Below are 16,862 nucleotides of genomic sequence, written 5' to 3'. Positions count from 1 at the left end.
GATGCGTGTGCTCGCCCACCACCTTCTTCCCCGATTGGAGACATTTGCCCATGAGTTCGCAGGTTCATGAGTTTCAGGCCGAGGCGCGACAGCTGCTGGACCTCGTCGTCCATTCGATCTACTCGAACAAAGACAGCTTCCTGCGTGAGCTGATCTCGAACTCCTCCGATGCGCTCGACAAGCTGCGACTGGAGAGTCTGCGCGACTCCGAGCTCGAGGCCGACGTCGCCGATCTGCACATCCGGCTGACCGCGGACGCGGACGCGCGCACGCTCACCGTCGCCGACAACGGCATCGGGATGAGCCGCGAGGACGTGATCGACCTGATCGGCACCGTCGCCAAGTCGGGCACCGCCAAGATGCGGCAGGCCCTGGCCGAGGCCGGCGAGGGCGGCGCGTCGGAGGAACTGATCGGCCAGTTCGGCATCGGCTTCTACTCGGCGTTCATGGTGGCCGACCGCGTCACCATGGTGACCCGCAAGGCGGGCGAGACCGTCGGCACCCGCTGGGAGTCGACCGGCGACGGCACCTACACCGTCGACGACGTCGCCGACGCGCCGCAGGGCACGGCGATCACGCTGTCACTCAAGCCCACCGACACCGACAACGCCGTGCACGACTACACCGACCCGCAGGTGCTGCGCGGCCTGGTGAAGCGCTACTCGGACTTCATCGCGTGGCCGATCCGGATGGCCGAGACGGTGACGGTGCCGGCCGATGAGGAGGGCGGCGAGCCCACCGTCGAGCAGACCGACGCGACCCTGAACTCGCAGAAGGCCCTGTGGGCCAAGTCCAAGGATGAGGTCTCGGCCGCCGAGTACGCCGACTTCTACCGGCACCTCAGCCACAACTGGGACGAGCCGCTGGAGACCATCTCGCTGCACGCCGAGGGCACCTTCGAATACCAGGCCCTCATGTTCCTGCCGTCGCAGGCGCCGCTGGACATGTTCGCCCGCGAACGCAGCGGTGGCCTGCACCTGTACGTGCGCCGCGTCTTCATCACCGACGACGGCGCCGACCTGCTGCCCGAGTACCTGCGGTTCGTGCAGGGCGTGGTGGACGCGAACGACCTGTCGCTCAACGTCTCTCGCGAACTGCTGCAGCAGGACCGGCAGATCCGGGCGATCCGTCGCCGACTGGTCAAGAAGGTGATCAGCACCGTCCAGGAACTGCAGGATCGTCGGCCCGAGGACTACGCGACGTTCTGGACCCATTTCGGCCCGGTCTTCAAGGAAGGTCTGGTGAACGACCCGGACAACTTCCAAGCGGTGCTCAAGGCGTCGGTCTTCGGCACCACGCACGGCGAGGAGCCCACCTCGCTCGCCGACTACGTCGAACGCTGCCCGGCCGATCAGCAGGTCATCTACTACATGACCGGCGAATCGCGGCAGCAGATCGAACGTTCGCCGCACCTGGAGGGCTTCCGCGCCAAGGGAATCGAGGTGCTGCTGCTGTCGGACCCGGTCGACGAGCTGTGGACCTCGGCGATGCCCGAGTTCGACGGCCGACGGTTCGTCTCGGTGGCCAAGGGCGAGGCGGCGTTGGACGACGACGCCGCCGAGACCGACACCGCCGAGCGCGACGCCGAGTTCACCGAGCTGTTGGCGTGGCTCACCGAGGTGCTCGCCGCCGACGTCATGCAAACGCGTCTCACCAAGCGGCTCACCGATTCGGCGGCCTGCCTGGTGGGCGACACCTTCTCGATGTCGCCGCAGCTGGAGAAGCTGTACCGGGCGTCCGGACAGCAGGTGCCGCACATGAAGCGTGTGTTGGAATTGAACCCGGAGCACCCGCTGGTGACCGGCCTCGCGAAAGCCTACGCCGACGCCGGCGAGGAGCGGTCCGGGTTGGTGCCGACCGCGCAGCTGGTCTACGCGATGGCGGTGCTCGCCGAGGGCGGTGAGCTCGCCGACCCGGCCGAGTTCGCCAAGCTGCTGTCGGACACGCTCGTCGCGGGTCTGCAGTAGAGCCGACAGGGAGAAGGGGAGAGCACCATGGGACTGCTCACACCGATCGCCGTGCGGATCGGCGCCATCGAATGGTTGCCGGAGTACCTGCCGTACATCGTCAAGATCGACGACGGGCTGCAGAAGGTCACCGGGGGTCGGATCGATCTGCTGACCGTCGCCGGACTGCCGAGTGTCACCATGGTGATCCGCGGTCGCAAGTCGGGGCTGGACCGCACCACCACGGTGCTGGCCGCCCCGGTCGGCGACGGCGAATGGCTGGTCGCCGGGTCGTACTTCGGGTCGCCGAAGTCGCCCGCCTGGGTGTACAACCTGCGGTCCGCCCCCGTGCTGCAGGTGGAGGAGCACGGCGAGCTGGCGCCGATGACCCATCGTGAACTCGAGGGCGACGAACGCGCCGAGGCCTGGCAGTCGCTGTTGAAGGTGTGGCCGAACTTCACCATCTACGAGCGGCGCACCACCCGCACCATTCCGATATTCCGGCTGACCCCGGCCCTCTGACACCAGCGGGCCGGGCCCGGCCGGGGCCGACTACTCGCCGGTGAACACCGGCGGGCGCTTGGCGAACATCGCGGTCACGGCCTCGGTGAGGTCCAGGCTCGGCAGGAACGCGGCGTTCCAGGCGGCCACGTAGCGGAGGCTGTCGTTCACCTGCGCCGAGCGGCTGTGGTCGAGGACGTCCTTGATGCCCTGCACCACGAGCGGGGGATTGGCGGCGATCTCGGCGGCGGTGGCGCGCGCAGCGGCCAGTGCGGCGTCGCGATCGTCGTAGACGTCGTTCACCAGACCGATCTTCTCGGCGCGTGCGGCGTCGACGTCCTTACCGGTCAGAGCGAGTTCGCGGGTGTGGCCGTCGCCGATGATCTGGGGGAGTCGGGCCAGGGTGCCCACGTCGGCCACCATCGCCACGCGCACCTCGCGCACGCTGAACTTGGCGTCCGTGGAGGCGACGCGGATGTCCGCGGCGGTGATCAGGTCGACGCCGCCGCCGATGCACCACCCGGAGATGGCGGCGACGACCGGCTTGCGGCAGTCGGCGACGGTGGTGATGGCGCTCTGCATGCGGCGCACCATGCCGTGGAAGTCGGTGCGCGCCTTGGCCTTCGCGCCGTCGGCGAGGACCGCGGAGAGGTCGCCGGCCATGGCGGCCAGATCGAGTCCGTAGGAGAAGTGCTTGCCTGCGCCGGTCAGCACCACCGCGCGCACGTCCGGGTCGGCGTCGAGCTCGGTGAAGATCACGGCGAGCTCACTCCAGAAGTCCGGTCCCATGGCGTTGCCCGGGCCGGGGCCGATCAGCGTCACTTCGGCGACGTGGTCGGCGACGGCGAGCTCGAAAGCCTGGTAGTCGGTGCTGCGGTACGTCATGGTTACTCCCGGGTAGTAATTGGGTTCTCACCGGAGAGAGTAGGGCATCAGCACTGCTGATCGGGTGTCGACCCGGCAGCCCGGTGGGCCACGACACGTGCCAGGATGGCCGCATGGCACCAGACTCCCTGCAACTCGGTGACGTCGCCGTCACAGTTCCCGTCGACGATCGCGCGGCGGCCGCGGCCGCCTACGACGTTCTGGTGGGGACGGCGGATCCGGTCACCGGCGCATGGGCGGCGAGCAACGGCTCGGTCCGCGCGGCAGCGGGCGAGTCGGCTCCGTGGGCGGCCTTCGCCGCGGCCGACGTGGCCGGTGCGACGACGCTCCTGGGCCGCCGCGGTCTGCTGCTCGACGCGGACGGGCGCGCGGACGCGGTGGCAGCGGTGGGCATCGCCGCCGACGCGGGAGCGCGGGCCGGCGCGCCCACGCTCGACCACGTGGTCTACACGGCGCCCTCGGTGGATGCGGCGATCGCCCTGTTCGCCGGACGGCTCGGTCTGGACCTGCGGCTGGTGCGCCAGTTCGGGGACGTCGCCCAGGTCTTCTTCCGCAGTTCCTCCGTGGTGGTCGAGGTGCTGGCCGGCGGGGACCAGGCGGCGGACTTCGGGGTGTGGGGCCTGGCCTGGCGGGTCGCGGACCTGGACGTCGAACATGCACGGCTGACGCGAGAAGGGTTGGCGCTCAGCGAGATCCGGGTCGGCCGCAAGCCCGGGACGCGGGTGGCGACGGTGCGTGAGCGGGCGCTGGGCACGCCCACGATCCTGCTGGAGCAGGCCGCTCGCTAATCCTTCGCGAGCCGGCGGGCTTGCTCCTGGGCCAGCATCTGTTCGCGCAGCGTGTCGTAGACGGGTGCCGAGCGGAGGGCGGCCGCGACGATCACGGCGCCGAGCGCGGTGGTCAGCATGGAGATCGACACCGACGTCAGGGCGCACATCTCCATCACCAACACGATGCCGGTGAACGGGGCCCGGACCACGGCGGCGAACAGTCCGGCCATCCCGGCCATCATCAGGGCGATCCGGGTGTCGGTGTCCACCGAGACACCGGCGAACTCGACGACGCGGGTGAAGAACACGCCGCTGAGGGTGCCGAGGGCGAGCATCGGCGCGAACAGGCCGCCCGGGGTGCCTGCGGCGTAGGAGAGCGGGCCGGAGCAGAATCGCAGCGCCAGGTAGAGGGTGAGCGTCCAGAAGGCGATCTGCTGCCCGTCGAGCATGCGCTGGGTCACCGCGTCGCCGCCGCCGACCGCGTCGGGCAGGTAGACCAGGCACACGCCGATCAGGGCGCCGATCAGGGCGCCCTTCGCCACCGCGGGTAGGCGATGGAATCCCCGGACGGTGCCCATCAGCCGCACCACCAGGGCGTTGTATCCGACCCCGATGAGGCCGATCACGATGCCGAAGAGCACGAAGAGCGGGAGGGTGGCGATGGACGGTTCGGCGACCTTCTGCACGATGAAGTCGGGGTGGTTGCCGAGGATCACGCGGCTGCAGCTGATCGCCGCCGCGACCGCGGCGATGGTCCAGATCAGATAGCGGAGCCGAACCTTGTGGGCGATCTCCTCGAAGACGAAGACGGCGCCCCCGATGGGTGCGTTGAACGCCACCGCGAGGCCGGCGCCGGCCAGGCAACTCTGCAGCACGCGGATCTCGTCGAGGGTGGCCCGGCCGATCCGGCCGACCAGCGTGCCGAACGCGGTACCGATATGGACCGTCGGGCCTTCGCGACCCAGGACCAGGCCGCCCGCGCCGATGGCGAGGACGCCGCCGACGAAGCGCGCCGGGATCGTGGTGCCCGGGGCGGCGCGGTCCTCGGCGCGTTCGGCCGCTTCCACCTGCTGGATGCCGCTGCCCGCCGACATCGGCCAGCGCGATGCGATCCCGGTGGCCAGCGCGGCCGCGCCGGCACTGACGACGACCGGGACGAGCCATGCCCACGGGCCGTGGGCATGGGCCCAGTCGGCCAGATCGGTGCGCAGCGCGTCGGCCTTGATCAGGACCCAGCGGAAGGCGCCGCCGGTGAAACCGGCAAAGATACCGGCGACGATGGCGAGGAAGGTCAGATAGTAGAGCGCGCGACCGCCGGGCAGGCCCGCGTCCTCGGCGGGTTCGGCGGCGGGGCTGGTCGGCGAGGGCTGGTGCTCCTCACCGTGCCCTCCGTCGTGGGGCCCTCCGTCTTGGGGCCCTCCGTCTTGGGCCCCACCTTGCGCCCCAGTGCTCATCTGCCGCCCCACGAGTGTCGATGTAGATCTTGACCGTAGCAACCCGGTGGTCGTCGGCGGACCCCCTGGATCGGCGGTTCACGGACGGCGTCGTATTCGCCGACGACGAAGGCCCCGGTACGTGATGTACCGGGGCCTTCGGGTGGTGTCCGAGGGGGGACTTGAACCCCCACGTCCGTTAATAGGACACTAGCACCTCAAGCTAGCGCGTCTGCCATTCCGCCACTCGGACTTGCTCGCTCACCGCGTTTCCGTGGTGCGCCGTGTAACTCTAACCATGTCGGCCCGACTATCCCAAATCCGTCGGAAATGGGCTTGAATATGGGGTGTGACTACTCCCCGCGCGACCGACGAAGTGGTGGACCTGGTGAGCCGGTTGATCCGGTTCGACACCTCGAACACCGGAGACCCGACGACGACCCGCGGGGAGGAGGGGTGCGCCAAATGGGTCGCCAAACTTCTCGAGGAAGTGGGCTACACCACCGAGTACGTCGAGTCCGGTCAGCCGGGCCGCGGCAACGTGTTCGCGCGACTCGCGGGCCCGCCGGACAGCGACCGCGGCGCGCTGCTCATGCACGCCCACCTGGACGTGGTGCCGGCCGCCGCCGAGGACTGGAGCGTCGACCCGTTCTCCGGGGCGGTGCGCGACGGCTACATCTGGGGCCGCGGCGCCGTCGACATGAAGGACATGGCGGGCATGATGCTGGCGCTGGCGCGGCAGCTCAAGCGCGACGGCGTGGTGCCGCCACGGGAGATCGTGTTCGCGTTCCTCGCCGACGAGGAGGCCGGCGGCACGTGGGGTTCGCAGTGGCTCGTCGAGCATCGGCCGGATCTGTTCGACGGGATCACCGAAGCGGTCGGCGAGGTGGGCGGCTTCTCGCTGACCGTCGACCGCCCCGACGGCGAGGTGCGGCGCCTGTACCTGGTGGAGACCGCCGAGAAGAGCCTGTCGTGGATGCGGCTGACCGCCGAGGGGCGGGCCGGCCACGGCTCCTTCCTGCACGAGAACAACGCCGTCACCGAAGTCGCCGCGGCCGTCGCCCGCATCGGTGCGCACACCTTCCCGCTGGTGATGACGGATACGGTCGCCGAGTTCCTGGCCGCGCTGTCGGAGGAGACCGGACTGGAGTTCTCCCCGGACACCCCGGATCTGGAGTCGGCGCTGTTCAAAATCGGCAACCTGGCCAGCATCATCGGTGCCACGCTGCGCGACACGGCCAACCCGACCATGCTCTCGGCCGGCTACAAGGCCAACGTGATCCCGCAGCGTGCCGAAGCGGTGATCGACTGCCGCGTCCTGCCCGGCCGTCGCGCCGAATTCGAGGCCACCATCGACGAGCTGATCGGGCCCAACGTCCGTCGCGAATGGATCACCGACCTCGGCGCGGTGGAGACCACGTTCGACGGCGACCTGGTCGACGCGATGAACGACGCGATCCTCGCGCACGACCCGCAGGGCCGCACCGTGCCGTACATGCTGTCCGGCGGCACCGACGCGAAGGCCTTCGTGAAGCTCGGCATCCGCTGCTTCGGTTTCGCGCCGCTGCAACTGCCGCCGGAACTGGACTTCGCCGCGCTGTTCCACGGCATCGACGAGCGCGTCCCGGTCGAATCGGTGCTGTTCGGCACCCGCGTCATGGAGCACTTCCTGCACAACTGCTGACCGGTAGGTTGGAGGGCGGGAATCAGACGAACTGAGCAAAAGGGGTTGTGCACCACGATGTCGAGACTCAATGCACCGATCGTGACGGCGGTCGACGGATCCGCGCTGGCGCTGGACGGCGTCCGGTGGGCCGCCCTGGCCGCGCAGCGGGAGAATCGCCCGCTGCGCGTGGTCAGCGTCGTCGAACCGCCGATCCTGCAGTACGGCTCGGCGATCGCGATGGCGCAGGCGTATGCCGACGCCTCCCGCGCCTTTGCCGAGGGCGCGCTCGACATCGCCCGCGACGTGATCGGGGAAGCGGCGCCCGGCGTGGACGCCACCGTCGAGATCCTCGACGGCCGACCCGCACTGGTGCTGCGGGAGCTGTCCTCGCGCGCCCACCTGATGGTGCTCGGCCGCCGCGGCCTGGGCGGGGTCACCGGGCTCCTGTTGGGCTCGGTCAGCACCGACGTCGTGGCGCACGCCGATTGCCCCGTGGTGGTGGTGCCGGAGTCGCCGCGCACCAGCGGACCGGTCGTCGTCGCGGTCGACGGTTCACCGGTGTCGAGTGCGGCGATCGGCGCCGCCTTCGAGCAGGCCTCGTTCCTGCAGGCACCGCTGATCGCGGTGCACACCTACGGCGGGAATGCGGGCGCGGCCTACTTCGATCGCCTGCACGACGAGCGGCAGCAGCTCACCGACGAAGCGCACGAGGCGCTCGGATCCCAGCTCGCGGGAGCCCTCGGCGACTACCCGGACGTGTCGGTCACGACGGCCGTCACCACCGAGGCGCCGGCCACGCAGATCCTCGAATCGGCCGCCGACGCGCAGCTGATCGTGATGGGCAGCCGCGGCCGCGGCGGCTTCCGCGGTCTGCTGCTCGGTTCGACGAGCCAGTCGGTCCTGCAGGTGGCCACCTGTCCGGTGATGGTGGTACCCGCCTGACCCCGTCCCGCCGCGTGTTCTCTCCGCACGCGGCGGCGCGGTAAGGAAGGATGAGAGACATGCCTGCGTTCAATCCTTCTGCGTTCAATCCTTCTGCGTTCAATCCCTATGAGGCGCTTCCGCCCCTGCCCGAGATCACCGTCACGTCCGAGACCTTCGCCGACGGCCAGAGCCTGCCGCTGCCGCAGGCCTCGGCCATCTTCGGCGCAGGCGGTGAGGACGTCTCGCCGCAGTTGAGCTGGTCCGGTTTTCCGGCCGACACCAAGAGTTTCGTGGTCACCTGCTTCGACCCGGACGCACCAACGGCGTCCGGATTCTGGCACTGGGCCGTCGCCGACATCCCGGCGTCGGTCACCTCGCTGCCGGTCGGTGCGGGCGCGCCGGGGGCCGACAGCCTGCCCGATCAGGCCGTGACCCTGCGCAACGACGCCGGTCTGGCCCAGTTCGTCGGTGCCGGCCCGCCCCCCGGTCACGGCCCCCATCGCTACTTCTTCGTGGTGCACGCGGTGGGCGTCGAGTCGCTGGAGCTGCCCGATGGCGCCTCGCCGGCGTTCCTCGGCTTCAACCTGTTCTCGCAGGCGATCGCCCGCGGCGGCCTGGTCGGCATCTTCGAGCAGGCCGGCGACGAGTAACGCCTCCCGGCGGCGGCCGCCCGCAGACTCAGCGGGCGGCTGCGCCGATCGCGTCCTGTAGGCCCGCGTAGCCCGCGGCCTGCAGGCGCGCGGCGATCCCGTCGTTGAGCTCCTGCAGCCACACCGGACCGCCGTAGATGAAACCGGTGTACACCTGCAGCAGGCTCGCACCGGCCAGAATGCGTTCCCAGGCGTCGTCGACCGTCTCGATACCGCCGACACTCACCAGCGTCACCTGGTCGCCGACCCGGGCGTGCAGGCGACGCAGCACCTCCAGGGACCGCTGCTTCACCGGCGGACCGGACAGACCGCCGGCACCGATGGCCTCGACGGCCGACGCGGGGGTGTCCAGCCCGGCCCGACTGATCGTGGTGTTGGTGGCGACGATGCCGGCCAGACCCAACTCCACGGCCAGGTCGGCGACGGCGTCGACGTCCTCGTCGGAGAGGTCGGGGGCGATCTTCACCAGCACCGGCACCGCGGCCACCTCGAGCACGGCGGCCAGGATGGGGCGCAGCGAGGCGACGGCCTGCAGGTCGCGCAGCCCCGGCGTGTTCGGCGACGACACGTTCACCACGACGAAGTCGGCCAGCGGACCGAGGAGCCGGGCGCTGAACCGGTAGTCGTCGATGGCGTCCTCGACGGGGACCACCTTGGTCTTGCCGATGTTCGCGCCGATCGGCACGCGACGCGGACCCGGACGCGGCTCGGCGAGCTTCAGGGCGGCCGCCTCCGCGCCCGGATTGTTGAAGCCCATCCGGTTGATCAGCGCCTTGTCTGCGGGCAGGCGGAACAGGCGCGGCTGTTCGTTGCCGGGCTGGGGGCGCCCGGTGATGGTGCCGATCTCGGCGTAGCCGAAACCGATCTGTCCCCACGCGTTGACGGCCTCGGCCGACTTGTCGAAGCCGGCGGCCAGCCCGATGGGCGACGGGAAGTCGACGCCGAAAGCGGTTGACGCCAACACCTCGTGCCGGGGGGCCAGCGACGCCGAGACCAGCGAACGGACCACCGGCGTGCGCCCGGCCCAGCGCAGCAGCCGGGAGATCAGGTGGTGGATCCGTTCCGGCGGCACCCGGAACATCACCGCCAGGAGGGGCGGATACAGCACCCGGTTGACCAGGCTCAGGACCTTCGAACGCAGGGGAACGGGGGAGTCGGACACGACTGTCACTTCCTATCGGGCGGCGTCGACGGCGGTACGCGGGACGGCCTGCAGACCGTCGCCGCGGGCCGACAGCAGGTACAGCATGCCGTTGGACGGATCGACGCTGATCGCCGAGACCTGGCCGACGGTGGCGATGCGGGCGCGCTCGCGCGGTTCGCCGGTCGACAGATCGAACGCGATCGCCGCGTTGTTGCCGGTGGTGGAGACCCACAGCAGCTGCTGCTGCTCGTCCCAGGCCAGCGCGTACGGGCCGTCGGCGACCGGGGCGCGGAAGCGCATCACGATCGGCTGACCGAAGAAGCCGATGATCTCGCTGTCGCGGGTGTTGCTCACCAGGACGCGACCGTACGAGTCGACGATGCCCTCGGTGGCGCCGTTGCCCGACCGCAGGGCGGCCTTGCGCGATCCGGTGGCGATGTCGACCGGGGCGACCATCGACTGGGCGCGGTCGAGTACCACCACCAGATCACCCCAATCGGCGGAGGCGGGGGCGACGAGGATCTCGTCGACCCGCACGAAGTCGTGGATGTCGCGCTTGAGCTCGCCGGAGCGGGTGAGCACCCGCAGGTGGCCGTCGGCGGTGCCCACCAGGATCCGGTCGTCGGTCCGGCCGAGGCTCAGCACCTCGCCCTGCGCGTCGGCGACCTTGGTCACGGTGCCGTCGGCCGCCACCCGGGACAACTGTTCCGGGGTGGCGATCAGGAAGCCGTCGCCGTCCGCGATCAGGGCGCTGACCTGCTGGGCCGCGACCTCGCGCGGGGCCGGGGTGTCGGCGGCACCGGGCGCGGTGTGCAGTCGGATCACGCCGTCGTCGCCGAGGACGGCCACCGTGGATCCGGACTGGGCCAGGGCGGTGCCCGCGGTCGCCGGGACCACCAGGCCGGTCGGCTGTCCGGTCTCCGGCGGGGAGGCGACCGCCGTCGCCGGCTCCACCTTGGCCACATCGCCGGCACCGTCGCCGACGTTCACCTCGTCGGAGCCGCAGGCGGCCAGCGTGCCGGCCAGGACGAGAACGGTCGCCGCCGCGGCGAATCGGGTCGAAAGACGCATGGCCTCTATCTTGCGCGAGAAGCCGGGCCGGTGGCGAGCTGGGGCGGTGTGATCCGCGGTCCAATCCTCCTCGGGGGCGCGTCGGTGTGAGCACACGGTGCACACGAGAACGGCGGGTACAGTGTGCCCTCGTGACCGACATGAGCTGGGCGCAGTCCATCGTTCTGGGGACCGTGCAGGGACTCACCGAGTTCCTCCCGATCTCCTCCTCCGCCCACCTGCGGATCGTCTCCGAGCTGTGGGCCGGGGAAGACGCCGGAGCGTCCTTCACCGCGGTGACCCAGCTGGGCACCGAACTGGCCGTCCTGGTCTTCTTCGCCAAAGACATCGCCCGCATCCTGGCGGCGTGGTTCGCCGGGCTGCGGAACCCGGATCGGCGCGGCATCGACTACCGCGTCGGCTGGTATGTGATCTTGGCGACGATCCCCATCGTCGTCCTCGGCTTCCTGTTCACCGACCAGATCCGCACCGTGGGCCGCAACCTGTGGCTGATCGCGATCATGCTGATCCTGTTCTCCTTCGTCTTCGTGGCGGCCGAGCGGTACGCGACGCAGCGACGCGATCTGGAGCAGTTGACCCGCACCGACGCGATCGTGATGGGTCTGGCGCAGTGTCTGGCGCTGATCCCGGGCGTCTCCCGGTCGGGCGCCACCGCCAGCGCCGGACTGTTCCTCGGGCTCAACCGCGAAGCCGCGTTCCGGTTTTCCTTCCTGATCGCCATCCCCGCGGTGCTCGGCTCGGGTCTGTACAGCCTCAAGGACGCGTTCGAACCGTCGAACGACGGACTGCAGGCGGGCGCCGGGCAGATCGTGGTGGCCACCGTCATCGCGTTCGTCGTCGGCTACGCGGCGATCGCCTGGCTGCTCAAGTTCGTCAGCAACCACTCGATGAACTGGTTCGCCGCCTACCGGGTGATCCTGGGCAGCGTCATTCTGATCCTGCTGGCCACCGGCGTCGTCTCCGCCTACTGATCGCCCCCTACTCATCGGCCCCCGCGCGGGCTTTAGGCTGGCAGTCATGACGGTGATCCTGGTCCGCCACGGACGTTCGACGGCCAACACCTCCGGGCTGCTCGCCGGCCGCACGCCCGGCGTCGCGCTCGACGAGAAGGGGCTGGCCCAAGCGGCCGACCTGACCGCACGCCTCGGCGGAGTCTTCGACCAGATCGGTGCGGTGGTGCGATCGCCGCTGCAGCGGTGCGCCGAGACCGTCGCGCCCCTGGTGGCCGCGCTCGGGCAGCGTTCGGTCGGGCCCGCGCCGGAGGTGGTCGACGACCGCCTCGTGGAAGTGGACTACGGCGACTGGAGCAACCGGCCGCTCAAGGACCTGGTCGACGAGCCGCTGTGGAAGGTGGTGCAGCGCAATCCGTCCGCCGCGGTCTTCCCCGGCGGGGAGGGGCTGGCCGACGTCTTCGGCCGGGCCAGCGGCGCGGTGCGCGCGCTCGACCGCGTCTACGGCGGCGACGATGGACACGGCCTGTGGGTGGTGTGCTCGCACGGCGACGTCCTCAAGTCGATCCTCGCCGACGCGCTGGGCATGCACCTGGACTCCTTTCAGCGCATCATCGTCGACCCGGCGTCGATCAGCGTGGTGCACTACGCGGCGTCGCGGCCGTACGTGCACACCGTCAACAACAACGGGGTGCTTTCCCTGCCCGCGCGGCCGTCCGCGGCCGCTGCCGTCGGCGGTTCCACCGGAACCGACTCGAGTCCCTCCGCGCGTGGCTAGCGCAGGTACGGTTGAGTTCTGCCGAACAAGTTTCGTCGCGAACGAGGTGAGTTGACCGATGCCCCGCACCATCCACGAATTCCGTGAACCCGAGCGCTTCGTCGCAGGCACCGTCGGACAGCCGGGGGACCGGACCTTCTTCCTGCAGGTCTCGGCCGGCGCCCAGATCGTGAGCGTGCAGATCGAGAAGCAGCAGGTACTGATCCTGGCCGACCGCTTGGGCTACCTGCTCGACGAGGTGAACCGCCGGTTCGGCACCGCCGTGCCGCCGGAGACCAGCGTGGTGGCCGACAATTCGCCGCTGACGATGCCGATCGACGCCGAATTCCACGTGGGGTCGATGGGGCTGGGCTGGGACGCCGAGGCCGCCGCCGTCGTGGTGGAACTGCTCGCGGTGACCGAAGAACCGATCGACGAGGCGATGATCCTCGACGACAGCGCCGAGGGCCCGGACACCGTCCGCGTCTTCCTGACCGCACCGGCCGCCCGCGAGTTCTCCGCGCGGTCGATGCGCGTGGTCGCGGCCGGCCGCCCGCAGTGCCCGCTGTGCCAGCAGCCGCTGGACCCGGCCGGACACATCTGTGCCCGCAGTAACGGCTACAAACGCGACGGCGAGTTCAGCCGCTCCCTGGAGTTCGTGGACCCGGAAGTCCTGGCCATCCTGGGCCGGCTGGTGCCGGGCTTCGACGCCTCCTTCGAGGTCGACAACGCCGACCCGGACGAGCCGCGCTCGGACGACCCAGCCCGGGATGATGAGGACGAGCCGGGCCCCGAACCCGGCGACCGGCGGTGACCGCGCAGCTGCGCCGCCTGCTGTCCGAGGGCGAATTGTCGTTGTACGGCCAGATCCGGGGGGCCAGCAATCTCGCCCTCGTCTGCCTGGTGAGCAGCGGTGACGACACGGTCCAGTGCGTGTACAAGCCGGTGCGCGGCGAGACCCCGCTGTGGGACTTCCCGGACGGCACCCTCGCCGGGCGCGAGGTGGCCGCCCGCGTGATCGATGCGGCCCTGGGCTGGGACCTCATCCCGGAGACCGTGCTGCGCACCGAGGGGCCGCCGGAGGCCGAACTCGGCCCCGGGATGCTGCAGGTGTGGATCGACCAGCCGGAGGAGCCGGTGGGCCCCGAGCCGGTGGAGATCGTCCCCGCCGACGCCATCCCGGACGGCTACGTCCCGATCCTGCGCGCCCACGACGACGACGGTTCGGTGGTCGCCGTGGCGCACGCCACCGACGACCGGTTGCGGCGGCTGGCGGTGCTCGACGCGATCCTGAACAACGCCGACCGCAAGGGCGGACACATCCTGGTCGACGTCGACGGCCGCCTGTACGGCATCGACCACGGACTGACCCTGCACCGCGAACCGAAACTGCGCACCGTCCTGTGGGGCTGGGCCGGGCGCGCGGTGGACGAACCGACCCGCACCGACCTGCAGGCGTTCGCCGAGCGGCTGCGCACCGACGACGACCTGGCCGCCCAGCTGCGGGACCTGATCTCCGACGGGGAAGTCGACGCCCTGCGTGCGCGTGTGGAGGCGCTCGCCACGGGCGATCCGCTGCCGCGGCCGCCGCACGAGCGCGCCATCCCCTGGCCACCCTTCTGAAGGGCCGCGCCGCGCCCCGTTAGAGTGGACAGTCATGCACTCCTGGCCGTCGCCCTCCGTCCCCGAGCTGCCCGGCACCGGGCCCGCGCTGCGTCTCTACGACACCGCTGATCAGCAGGTCAAGCCGGTGGCGCCGGGCCGCGTCGCCTCCATGTACGTGTGCGGTATCACCCCGTACGACGCCACCCACCTCGGCCACGCCGCCACCTATCTGGCGTTCGACCTCGTCAACCGCGTCCTGCGGGACCAGGGGCACGACGTCCACTACGTGCAGAACATCACCGACGTCGACGACCCGCTGTTCGAGCGCGCCGCCCGCGACGGCGTCGACTGGCGGGCGCTCGGCGACAGCCAGATCGACCTGTTCCGGTCGGACATGACGGCGCTGCGCGTGCTGCCGCCGCGCGACTACATCGGCGCGATCGAATCGGTCGACGAGGTGATCACCGCCGTGGGCGCGCTGCTCGAGTCCGGCGCCGCGTACGTCGTCGACGAGGACGAATACCCCGACGTGTACTTCCGGGCCGACGCCACCGGCGTCTTCGGCTACGAGTCCAACTACGACCGGGCCACCATGGAGCGACTGTTCGCCGAACGCGGCGGCGATCCGGACCGCCCGGGCAAGCGGGACCCGATCGACGCGCTGCTGTGGCGCGCCGCCCGCCCGGGCGAACCGTCCTGGGCGGCGCCGTTCGGCGCGGGTCGCCCCGGCTGGCACATCGAGTGCTCGGTGATCGCGCTGAACCGGCTCGGCGAGACCTTCGACATCCAGGGCGGCGGCAGCGACCTGATCTTCCCGCACCACGAGTACTCGGCCGCGCACGGTGAGGCGCTGGCCGGGCAGCGACGCTTCGCCCGCCACTACGCGCACACCGGCATGATCGGCCTCGACGGCGAGAAGATGTCCAAGAGCCTGGGCAATCTGGTGCTCGTCTCCAAACTGCTGGCGGCGGGCGTCGACGCCGGCGCGATCCGCCTGGGTCTGCTCGACGGCCACTACCGGCAGGACCGGATGTGGACCGACGCCCAGCTGGCGACCGCGCAGGAGCGGTTCACCCGCTGGCGCGCGGCAGTCGCGGCGCCGGCCGGACCGGCCGCCGACGGCATCGTCGAACGGGTGCGCACCCACCTGGCCAACGACCTCGACACCCCGAAGGCGCTCGCCGCGATCGACGGTTGGGCCGCCGACACCGCATCGGGTCTCGGATCCACCGCGGAGGCGCCCGGTCAGGTCGCCGACCTGGTAGACGCGCTGCTCGGCGTGGATCTGCGGTCGGCATGAGCCTCACCGAGATTCCCGACAACGCGCGGGACGGCGTGTTCACCGTGGTGACGCACACGTCCACCTACGTGATCGACCTGACCGAGAACACGCTGCTGCGCGCGCCCGGCGTGGGCCGGCAGGACGACATCGAGTGGGAGGTGGCCGAGCTCCGCCGCGACTCGCAGGACATTCCGCTGCTGCGCGTGCGCAGCTGCCGGGTGGGCGAACCGGCACAGTTCTGGGTGAGCGCGGCCGACGATCCGGACGTGCGCACCTGGCGCATCACCACCCCGGTGCTGGCCATCGAGCGGATCGGTTAGCCGCGACTCCCGCTGCCCGGTGGCGCGGGCTTCAGTCGTTGCTTCCGCGCTGCCGCAGGTACCGCTCGAACTCGGCCGCCAGCAGGTCGCCGTCCACCTCGGTCAGCGTGCCGTCGGCGAGATCGTCGTCGTGCCGTTGCTCCAGCTCGTGCACGTAGGCGGCCATGTCGTCGTCGGCGAAGACCATCTCGCTGACCGTCTCCTCCCACTCCCGGGCCTGCTCGGGCAGCATCCCGACGGGCAGGGGTAGGCCGACCAGCAGTTCCAGCCGGTGCAGCAGCGCCAGGGTGGCCTTGGGGCTCGGCGGATTCCCGACGTAGTGGGGCACCGACGCCCACAGCGCCATCGCCGGGATGCCGATCTGGATGAAGGCGTCCTGCAGCACGCCGGTGATCCCGGTGGGACCGTCGTACGACGAGGCGGCGAGGCCGTACCGCGCGGCGATCTCGGCGGTGTGCGCGCTGCCGCTGACCGGGATCGGCCGCGTGTGCGGGCTGTCGGCGAACGCGGCGCCGAGCACCACCGCGGTCTCGACGTCGAGGTCGACGGCCAGGTCGACGATCTCCTGGCAGAACGCGCGCCAGCGCAGATTGGGCTCCATGCCGAGCACCAGGACCAGGTCGCGGTCGGCGGTGGGCACCCGGCAGTAGGAGATCGACGTCGACGGCCAGCTCAGCCGTCGGGTCACGCCGTCGGACAGGTGAATGGTGGGCCGCGTCGCCTGGTAGTCGTAGTAGTCGTCGGGGTCGATCTCGCGCAGGTCGACGGCGGTCCAGGTCAGCGAGAGATGCTCGACCACCGCCGATGCGGCGTCGCCGGCATCGGTCCAGCCGCCGAAGGCCGCCAACAGGACGGGTCGGCGCAATTGCGGCAGGGCGTCCCCGCCGGACGCACTCGGATCTGGGGTCACCGCACCAGCCTACGGTCGAAGGCGAATCGCGGGCGAACTACTGTGGGG

The 16,862-nt window shown here is 70.5% G+C and carries 17 protein-coding genes and 1 tRNA gene; 12 read left to right on the top strand and 6 right to left on the bottom strand.

The window, feature by feature from the left end; all coding sequences use genetic code 11:
- Positions 1-50 precede the first annotated feature (50 nt).
- Together htpG and ABD989_RS10120 are read left to right on the top strand one after the other, a co-directional pair.
- Positions 51-1,967, top strand: coding sequence for a molecular chaperone HtpG (gene htpG / locus ABD989_RS10125; RefSeq protein WP_345313396.1), 1,917 nt, complete (start codon positions 51-53; stop codon positions 1,965-1,967).
- A gap of 27 nt (positions 1,968-1,994) precedes the next feature.
- Positions 1,995-2,468 (top strand): nitroreductase family deazaflavin-dependent oxidoreductase, encoded by a 474-nt coding sequence (locus ABD989_RS10120; RefSeq protein WP_345313395.1) that lies wholly within the window; start codon positions 1,995-1,997, stop codon positions 2,466-2,468.
- Between the two features lie 30 nt (positions 2,469-2,498).
- Here the strand turns inward: ABD989_RS10120 and ABD989_RS10115 are convergent, their stop codons facing one another.
- A complete protein-coding gene (locus ABD989_RS10115; protein WP_345313394.1) occupies positions 2,499-3,332 on the bottom strand; it encodes a crotonase/enoyl-CoA hydratase family protein in 834 nt (277 codons plus the stop codon).
- A 113-nt stretch (positions 3,333-3,445) separates the two neighbouring features.
- Here ABD989_RS10115 and ABD989_RS10110 point away from each other — a divergent pair, with 113 nt between their 5' ends.
- Complete coding sequence (locus ABD989_RS10110) at positions 3,446-4,120, top strand: VOC family protein (RefSeq protein ID WP_345313393.1); 675 nt, start codon at positions 3,446-3,448, stop codon at positions 4,118-4,120.
- Here the strand turns inward: ABD989_RS10110 and ABD989_RS10105 are convergent.
- Both ABD989_RS10105 and ABD989_RS10100 read right to left on the bottom strand, forming a co-directional pair.
- Positions 4,117-5,556, bottom strand: coding sequence for a ClC family H(+)/Cl(-) exchange transporter (locus ABD989_RS10105; protein WP_345313392.1), 1,440 nt, complete (start codon positions 5,554-5,556; stop codon positions 4,117-4,119). The genes ABD989_RS10110 and ABD989_RS10105 overlap by 4 nt on opposite strands.
- 143 nt (positions 5,557-5,699) lie before the next feature.
- Positions 5,700-5,788 (bottom strand) — tRNA-Leu (locus ABD989_RS10100).
- Positions 5,789-5,884: 96 nt separating this feature from the next.
- Here ABD989_RS10100 and ABD989_RS10095 point away from each other — a divergent pair.
- From ABD989_RS10095 to ABD989_RS10085, 3 genes are read left to right on the top strand one after another with little or no spacing between them, the layout of a single operon-like run.
- Positions 5,885-7,219 carry a M20/M25/M40 family metallo-hydrolase gene (locus ABD989_RS10095; protein ID WP_345313391.1) on the top strand — a complete coding sequence of 445 codons (1,335 nt, stop codon included), beginning with the start codon at positions 5,885-5,887 and terminating at the stop codon, positions 7,217-7,219.
- 57 nt (positions 7,220-7,276) lie between these two features.
- On the top strand, positions 7,277-8,143 hold the full coding sequence (locus ABD989_RS10090; protein WP_345313390.1) for a universal stress protein: 867 nt from the start codon (positions 7,277-7,279) through the stop codon (positions 8,141-8,143).
- Positions 8,144-8,202: 59 nt separating this feature from the next.
- Complete coding sequence (locus tag ABD989_RS10085; RefSeq protein WP_345313389.1) at positions 8,203-8,775, top strand: YbhB/YbcL family Raf kinase inhibitor-like protein; 573 nt, start codon at positions 8,203-8,205, stop codon at positions 8,773-8,775.
- A 28-nt stretch (positions 8,776-8,803) separates the two neighbouring features.
- Here ABD989_RS10085 and ABD989_RS10080 read toward each other — a convergent pair whose 3' ends face one another.
- Positions 8,804-9,856: a quinone-dependent dihydroorotate dehydrogenase gene (locus ABD989_RS10080; protein ID WP_425556520.1), complete on the bottom strand. Its 1,053-nt coding sequence runs from the start codon at positions 9,854-9,856 to the stop codon at positions 8,804-8,806.
- A gap of 93 nt (positions 9,857-9,949) precedes the next feature.
- A complete protein-coding gene (locus ABD989_RS10075) occupies positions 9,950-10,990 on the bottom strand; it encodes a YncE family protein (RefSeq protein WP_345313387.1) in 1,041 nt (346 codons plus the stop codon).
- Between the two features lie 131 nt (positions 10,991-11,121).
- Here ABD989_RS10075 and ABD989_RS10070 point away from each other — a divergent pair, with 131 nt between their 5' ends.
- The 6 genes from ABD989_RS10070 to ABD989_RS10045 are packed head-to-tail and all read left to right on the top strand — an operon-like array spanning position 11,122 to position 15,904.
- On the top strand, positions 11,122-11,961 hold the full coding sequence (locus ABD989_RS10070) for an undecaprenyl-diphosphate phosphatase (protein WP_345313386.1): 840 nt from the start codon (positions 11,122-11,124) through the stop codon (positions 11,959-11,961).
- A gap of 46 nt (positions 11,962-12,007) precedes the next feature.
- Positions 12,008-12,718 (top strand): MSMEG_4193 family putative phosphomutase, encoded by a 711-nt coding sequence (locus ABD989_RS10065; protein ID WP_345313385.1) that lies wholly within the window; start codon positions 12,008-12,010, stop codon positions 12,716-12,718.
- 58 nt (positions 12,719-12,776) lie between these two features.
- Positions 12,777-13,511, top strand: coding sequence for a DUF3090 domain-containing protein (locus ABD989_RS10060; protein WP_345313384.1), 735 nt, complete (start codon positions 12,777-12,779; stop codon positions 13,509-13,511).
- The gene (locus ABD989_RS10055; protein WP_345313383.1) at positions 13,508-14,320 is read left to right on the top strand and encodes an SCO1664 family protein; all 813 of its coding nucleotides are present in this window, start codon (positions 13,508-13,510) and stop codon (positions 14,318-14,320) included. The genes ABD989_RS10060 and ABD989_RS10055 overlap by 4 nt, the downstream gene beginning before the upstream one ends.
- A gap of 34 nt (positions 14,321-14,354) precedes the next feature.
- Positions 14,355-15,602: a cysteine--1-D-myo-inosityl 2-amino-2-deoxy-alpha-D-glucopyranoside ligase gene (gene mshC / locus ABD989_RS10050; RefSeq protein WP_345313382.1), complete on the top strand. Its 1,248-nt coding sequence runs from the start codon at positions 14,355-14,357 to the stop codon at positions 15,600-15,602.
- The gene (locus ABD989_RS10045; RefSeq protein ID WP_345313381.1) at positions 15,599-15,904 is read left to right on the top strand and encodes a hypothetical protein; all 306 of its coding nucleotides are present in this window, start codon (positions 15,599-15,601) and stop codon (positions 15,902-15,904) included. The genes mshC and ABD989_RS10045 overlap by 4 nt, the downstream gene beginning before the upstream one ends.
- 31 nt (positions 15,905-15,935) lie before the next feature.
- Here the strand turns inward: ABD989_RS10045 and ABD989_RS10040 are convergent, their stop codons facing one another.
- Complete coding sequence (locus ABD989_RS10040) at positions 15,936-16,814, bottom strand: PAC2 family protein (RefSeq protein ID WP_345313380.1); 879 nt, start codon at positions 16,812-16,814, stop codon at positions 15,936-15,938.
- Between the last annotated feature and the right edge of the window lie 48 nt (positions 16,815-16,862).

The sequence above is a fragment of the Gordonia alkaliphila genome (assembly GCF_039542465.1).
Lineage (GTDB): Bacteria > Actinomycetota > Actinomycetes > Mycobacteriales > Mycobacteriaceae > Gordonia > Gordonia alkaliphila.
Note: the sequence above shows the minus strand (reverse complement) of the source record. Positions and strands in the feature narration are given on the sequence as shown.

What these genes read in the sequence shown, in the direction of transcription:
- ABD989_RS10115 (WP_345313394.1), bottom strand. Translation starts at nt 3,332, where the DNA reads ATGACGTACCGCAGCACCGACTACCAGGCTTTCGAGCTCGCCGTCGCC.
- ABD989_RS10105 (WP_345313392.1), bottom strand. Translation starts at nt 5,556, where the DNA reads ATGAGCACTGGGGCGCAAGGTGGGGCCCAAGACGGAGGGCCCCAAGAC.
- ABD989_RS10110 (WP_345313393.1), top strand. Translation starts at nt 3,446, where the DNA reads ATGGCACCAGACTCCCTGCAACTCGGTGACGTCGCCGTCACAGTTCCC.
- ABD989_RS10060 (WP_345313384.1), top strand. Translation starts at nt 12,777, where the DNA reads ATGCCCCGCACCATCCACGAATTCCGTGAACCCGAGCGCTTCGTCGCA.
- mshC (WP_345313382.1), top strand. Translation starts at nt 14,355, where the DNA reads ATGCACTCCTGGCCGTCGCCCTCCGTCCCCGAGCTGCCCGGCACCGGG.
- ABD989_RS10085 (WP_345313389.1), top strand. Translation starts at nt 8,203, where the DNA reads ATGCCTGCGTTCAATCCTTCTGCGTTCAATCCTTCTGCGTTCAATCCC.
- ABD989_RS10075 (WP_345313387.1), bottom strand. Translation starts at nt 10,990, where the DNA reads ATGCGTCTTTCGACCCGATTCGCCGCGGCGGCGACCGTTCTCGTCCTG.
- ABD989_RS10065 (WP_345313385.1), top strand. Translation starts at nt 12,008, where the DNA reads ATGACGGTGATCCTGGTCCGCCACGGACGTTCGACGGCCAACACCTCC.
- htpG (WP_345313396.1), top strand. Translation starts at nt 51, where the DNA reads ATGAGTTCGCAGGTTCATGAGTTTCAGGCCGAGGCGCGACAGCTGCTG.
- ABD989_RS10090 (WP_345313390.1), top strand. Translation starts at nt 7,277, where the DNA reads ATGTCGAGACTCAATGCACCGATCGTGACGGCGGTCGACGGATCCGCG.
- ABD989_RS10045 (WP_345313381.1), top strand. Translation starts at nt 15,599, where the DNA reads ATGAGCCTCACCGAGATTCCCGACAACGCGCGGGACGGCGTGTTCACC.
- ABD989_RS10080 (WP_425556520.1), bottom strand. Translation starts at nt 9,856, where the DNA reads ATGTTCCGGGTGCCGCCGGAACGGATCCACCACCTGATCTCCCGGCTG.
- ABD989_RS10120 (WP_345313395.1), top strand. Translation starts at nt 1,995, where the DNA reads ATGGGACTGCTCACACCGATCGCCGTGCGGATCGGCGCCATCGAATGG.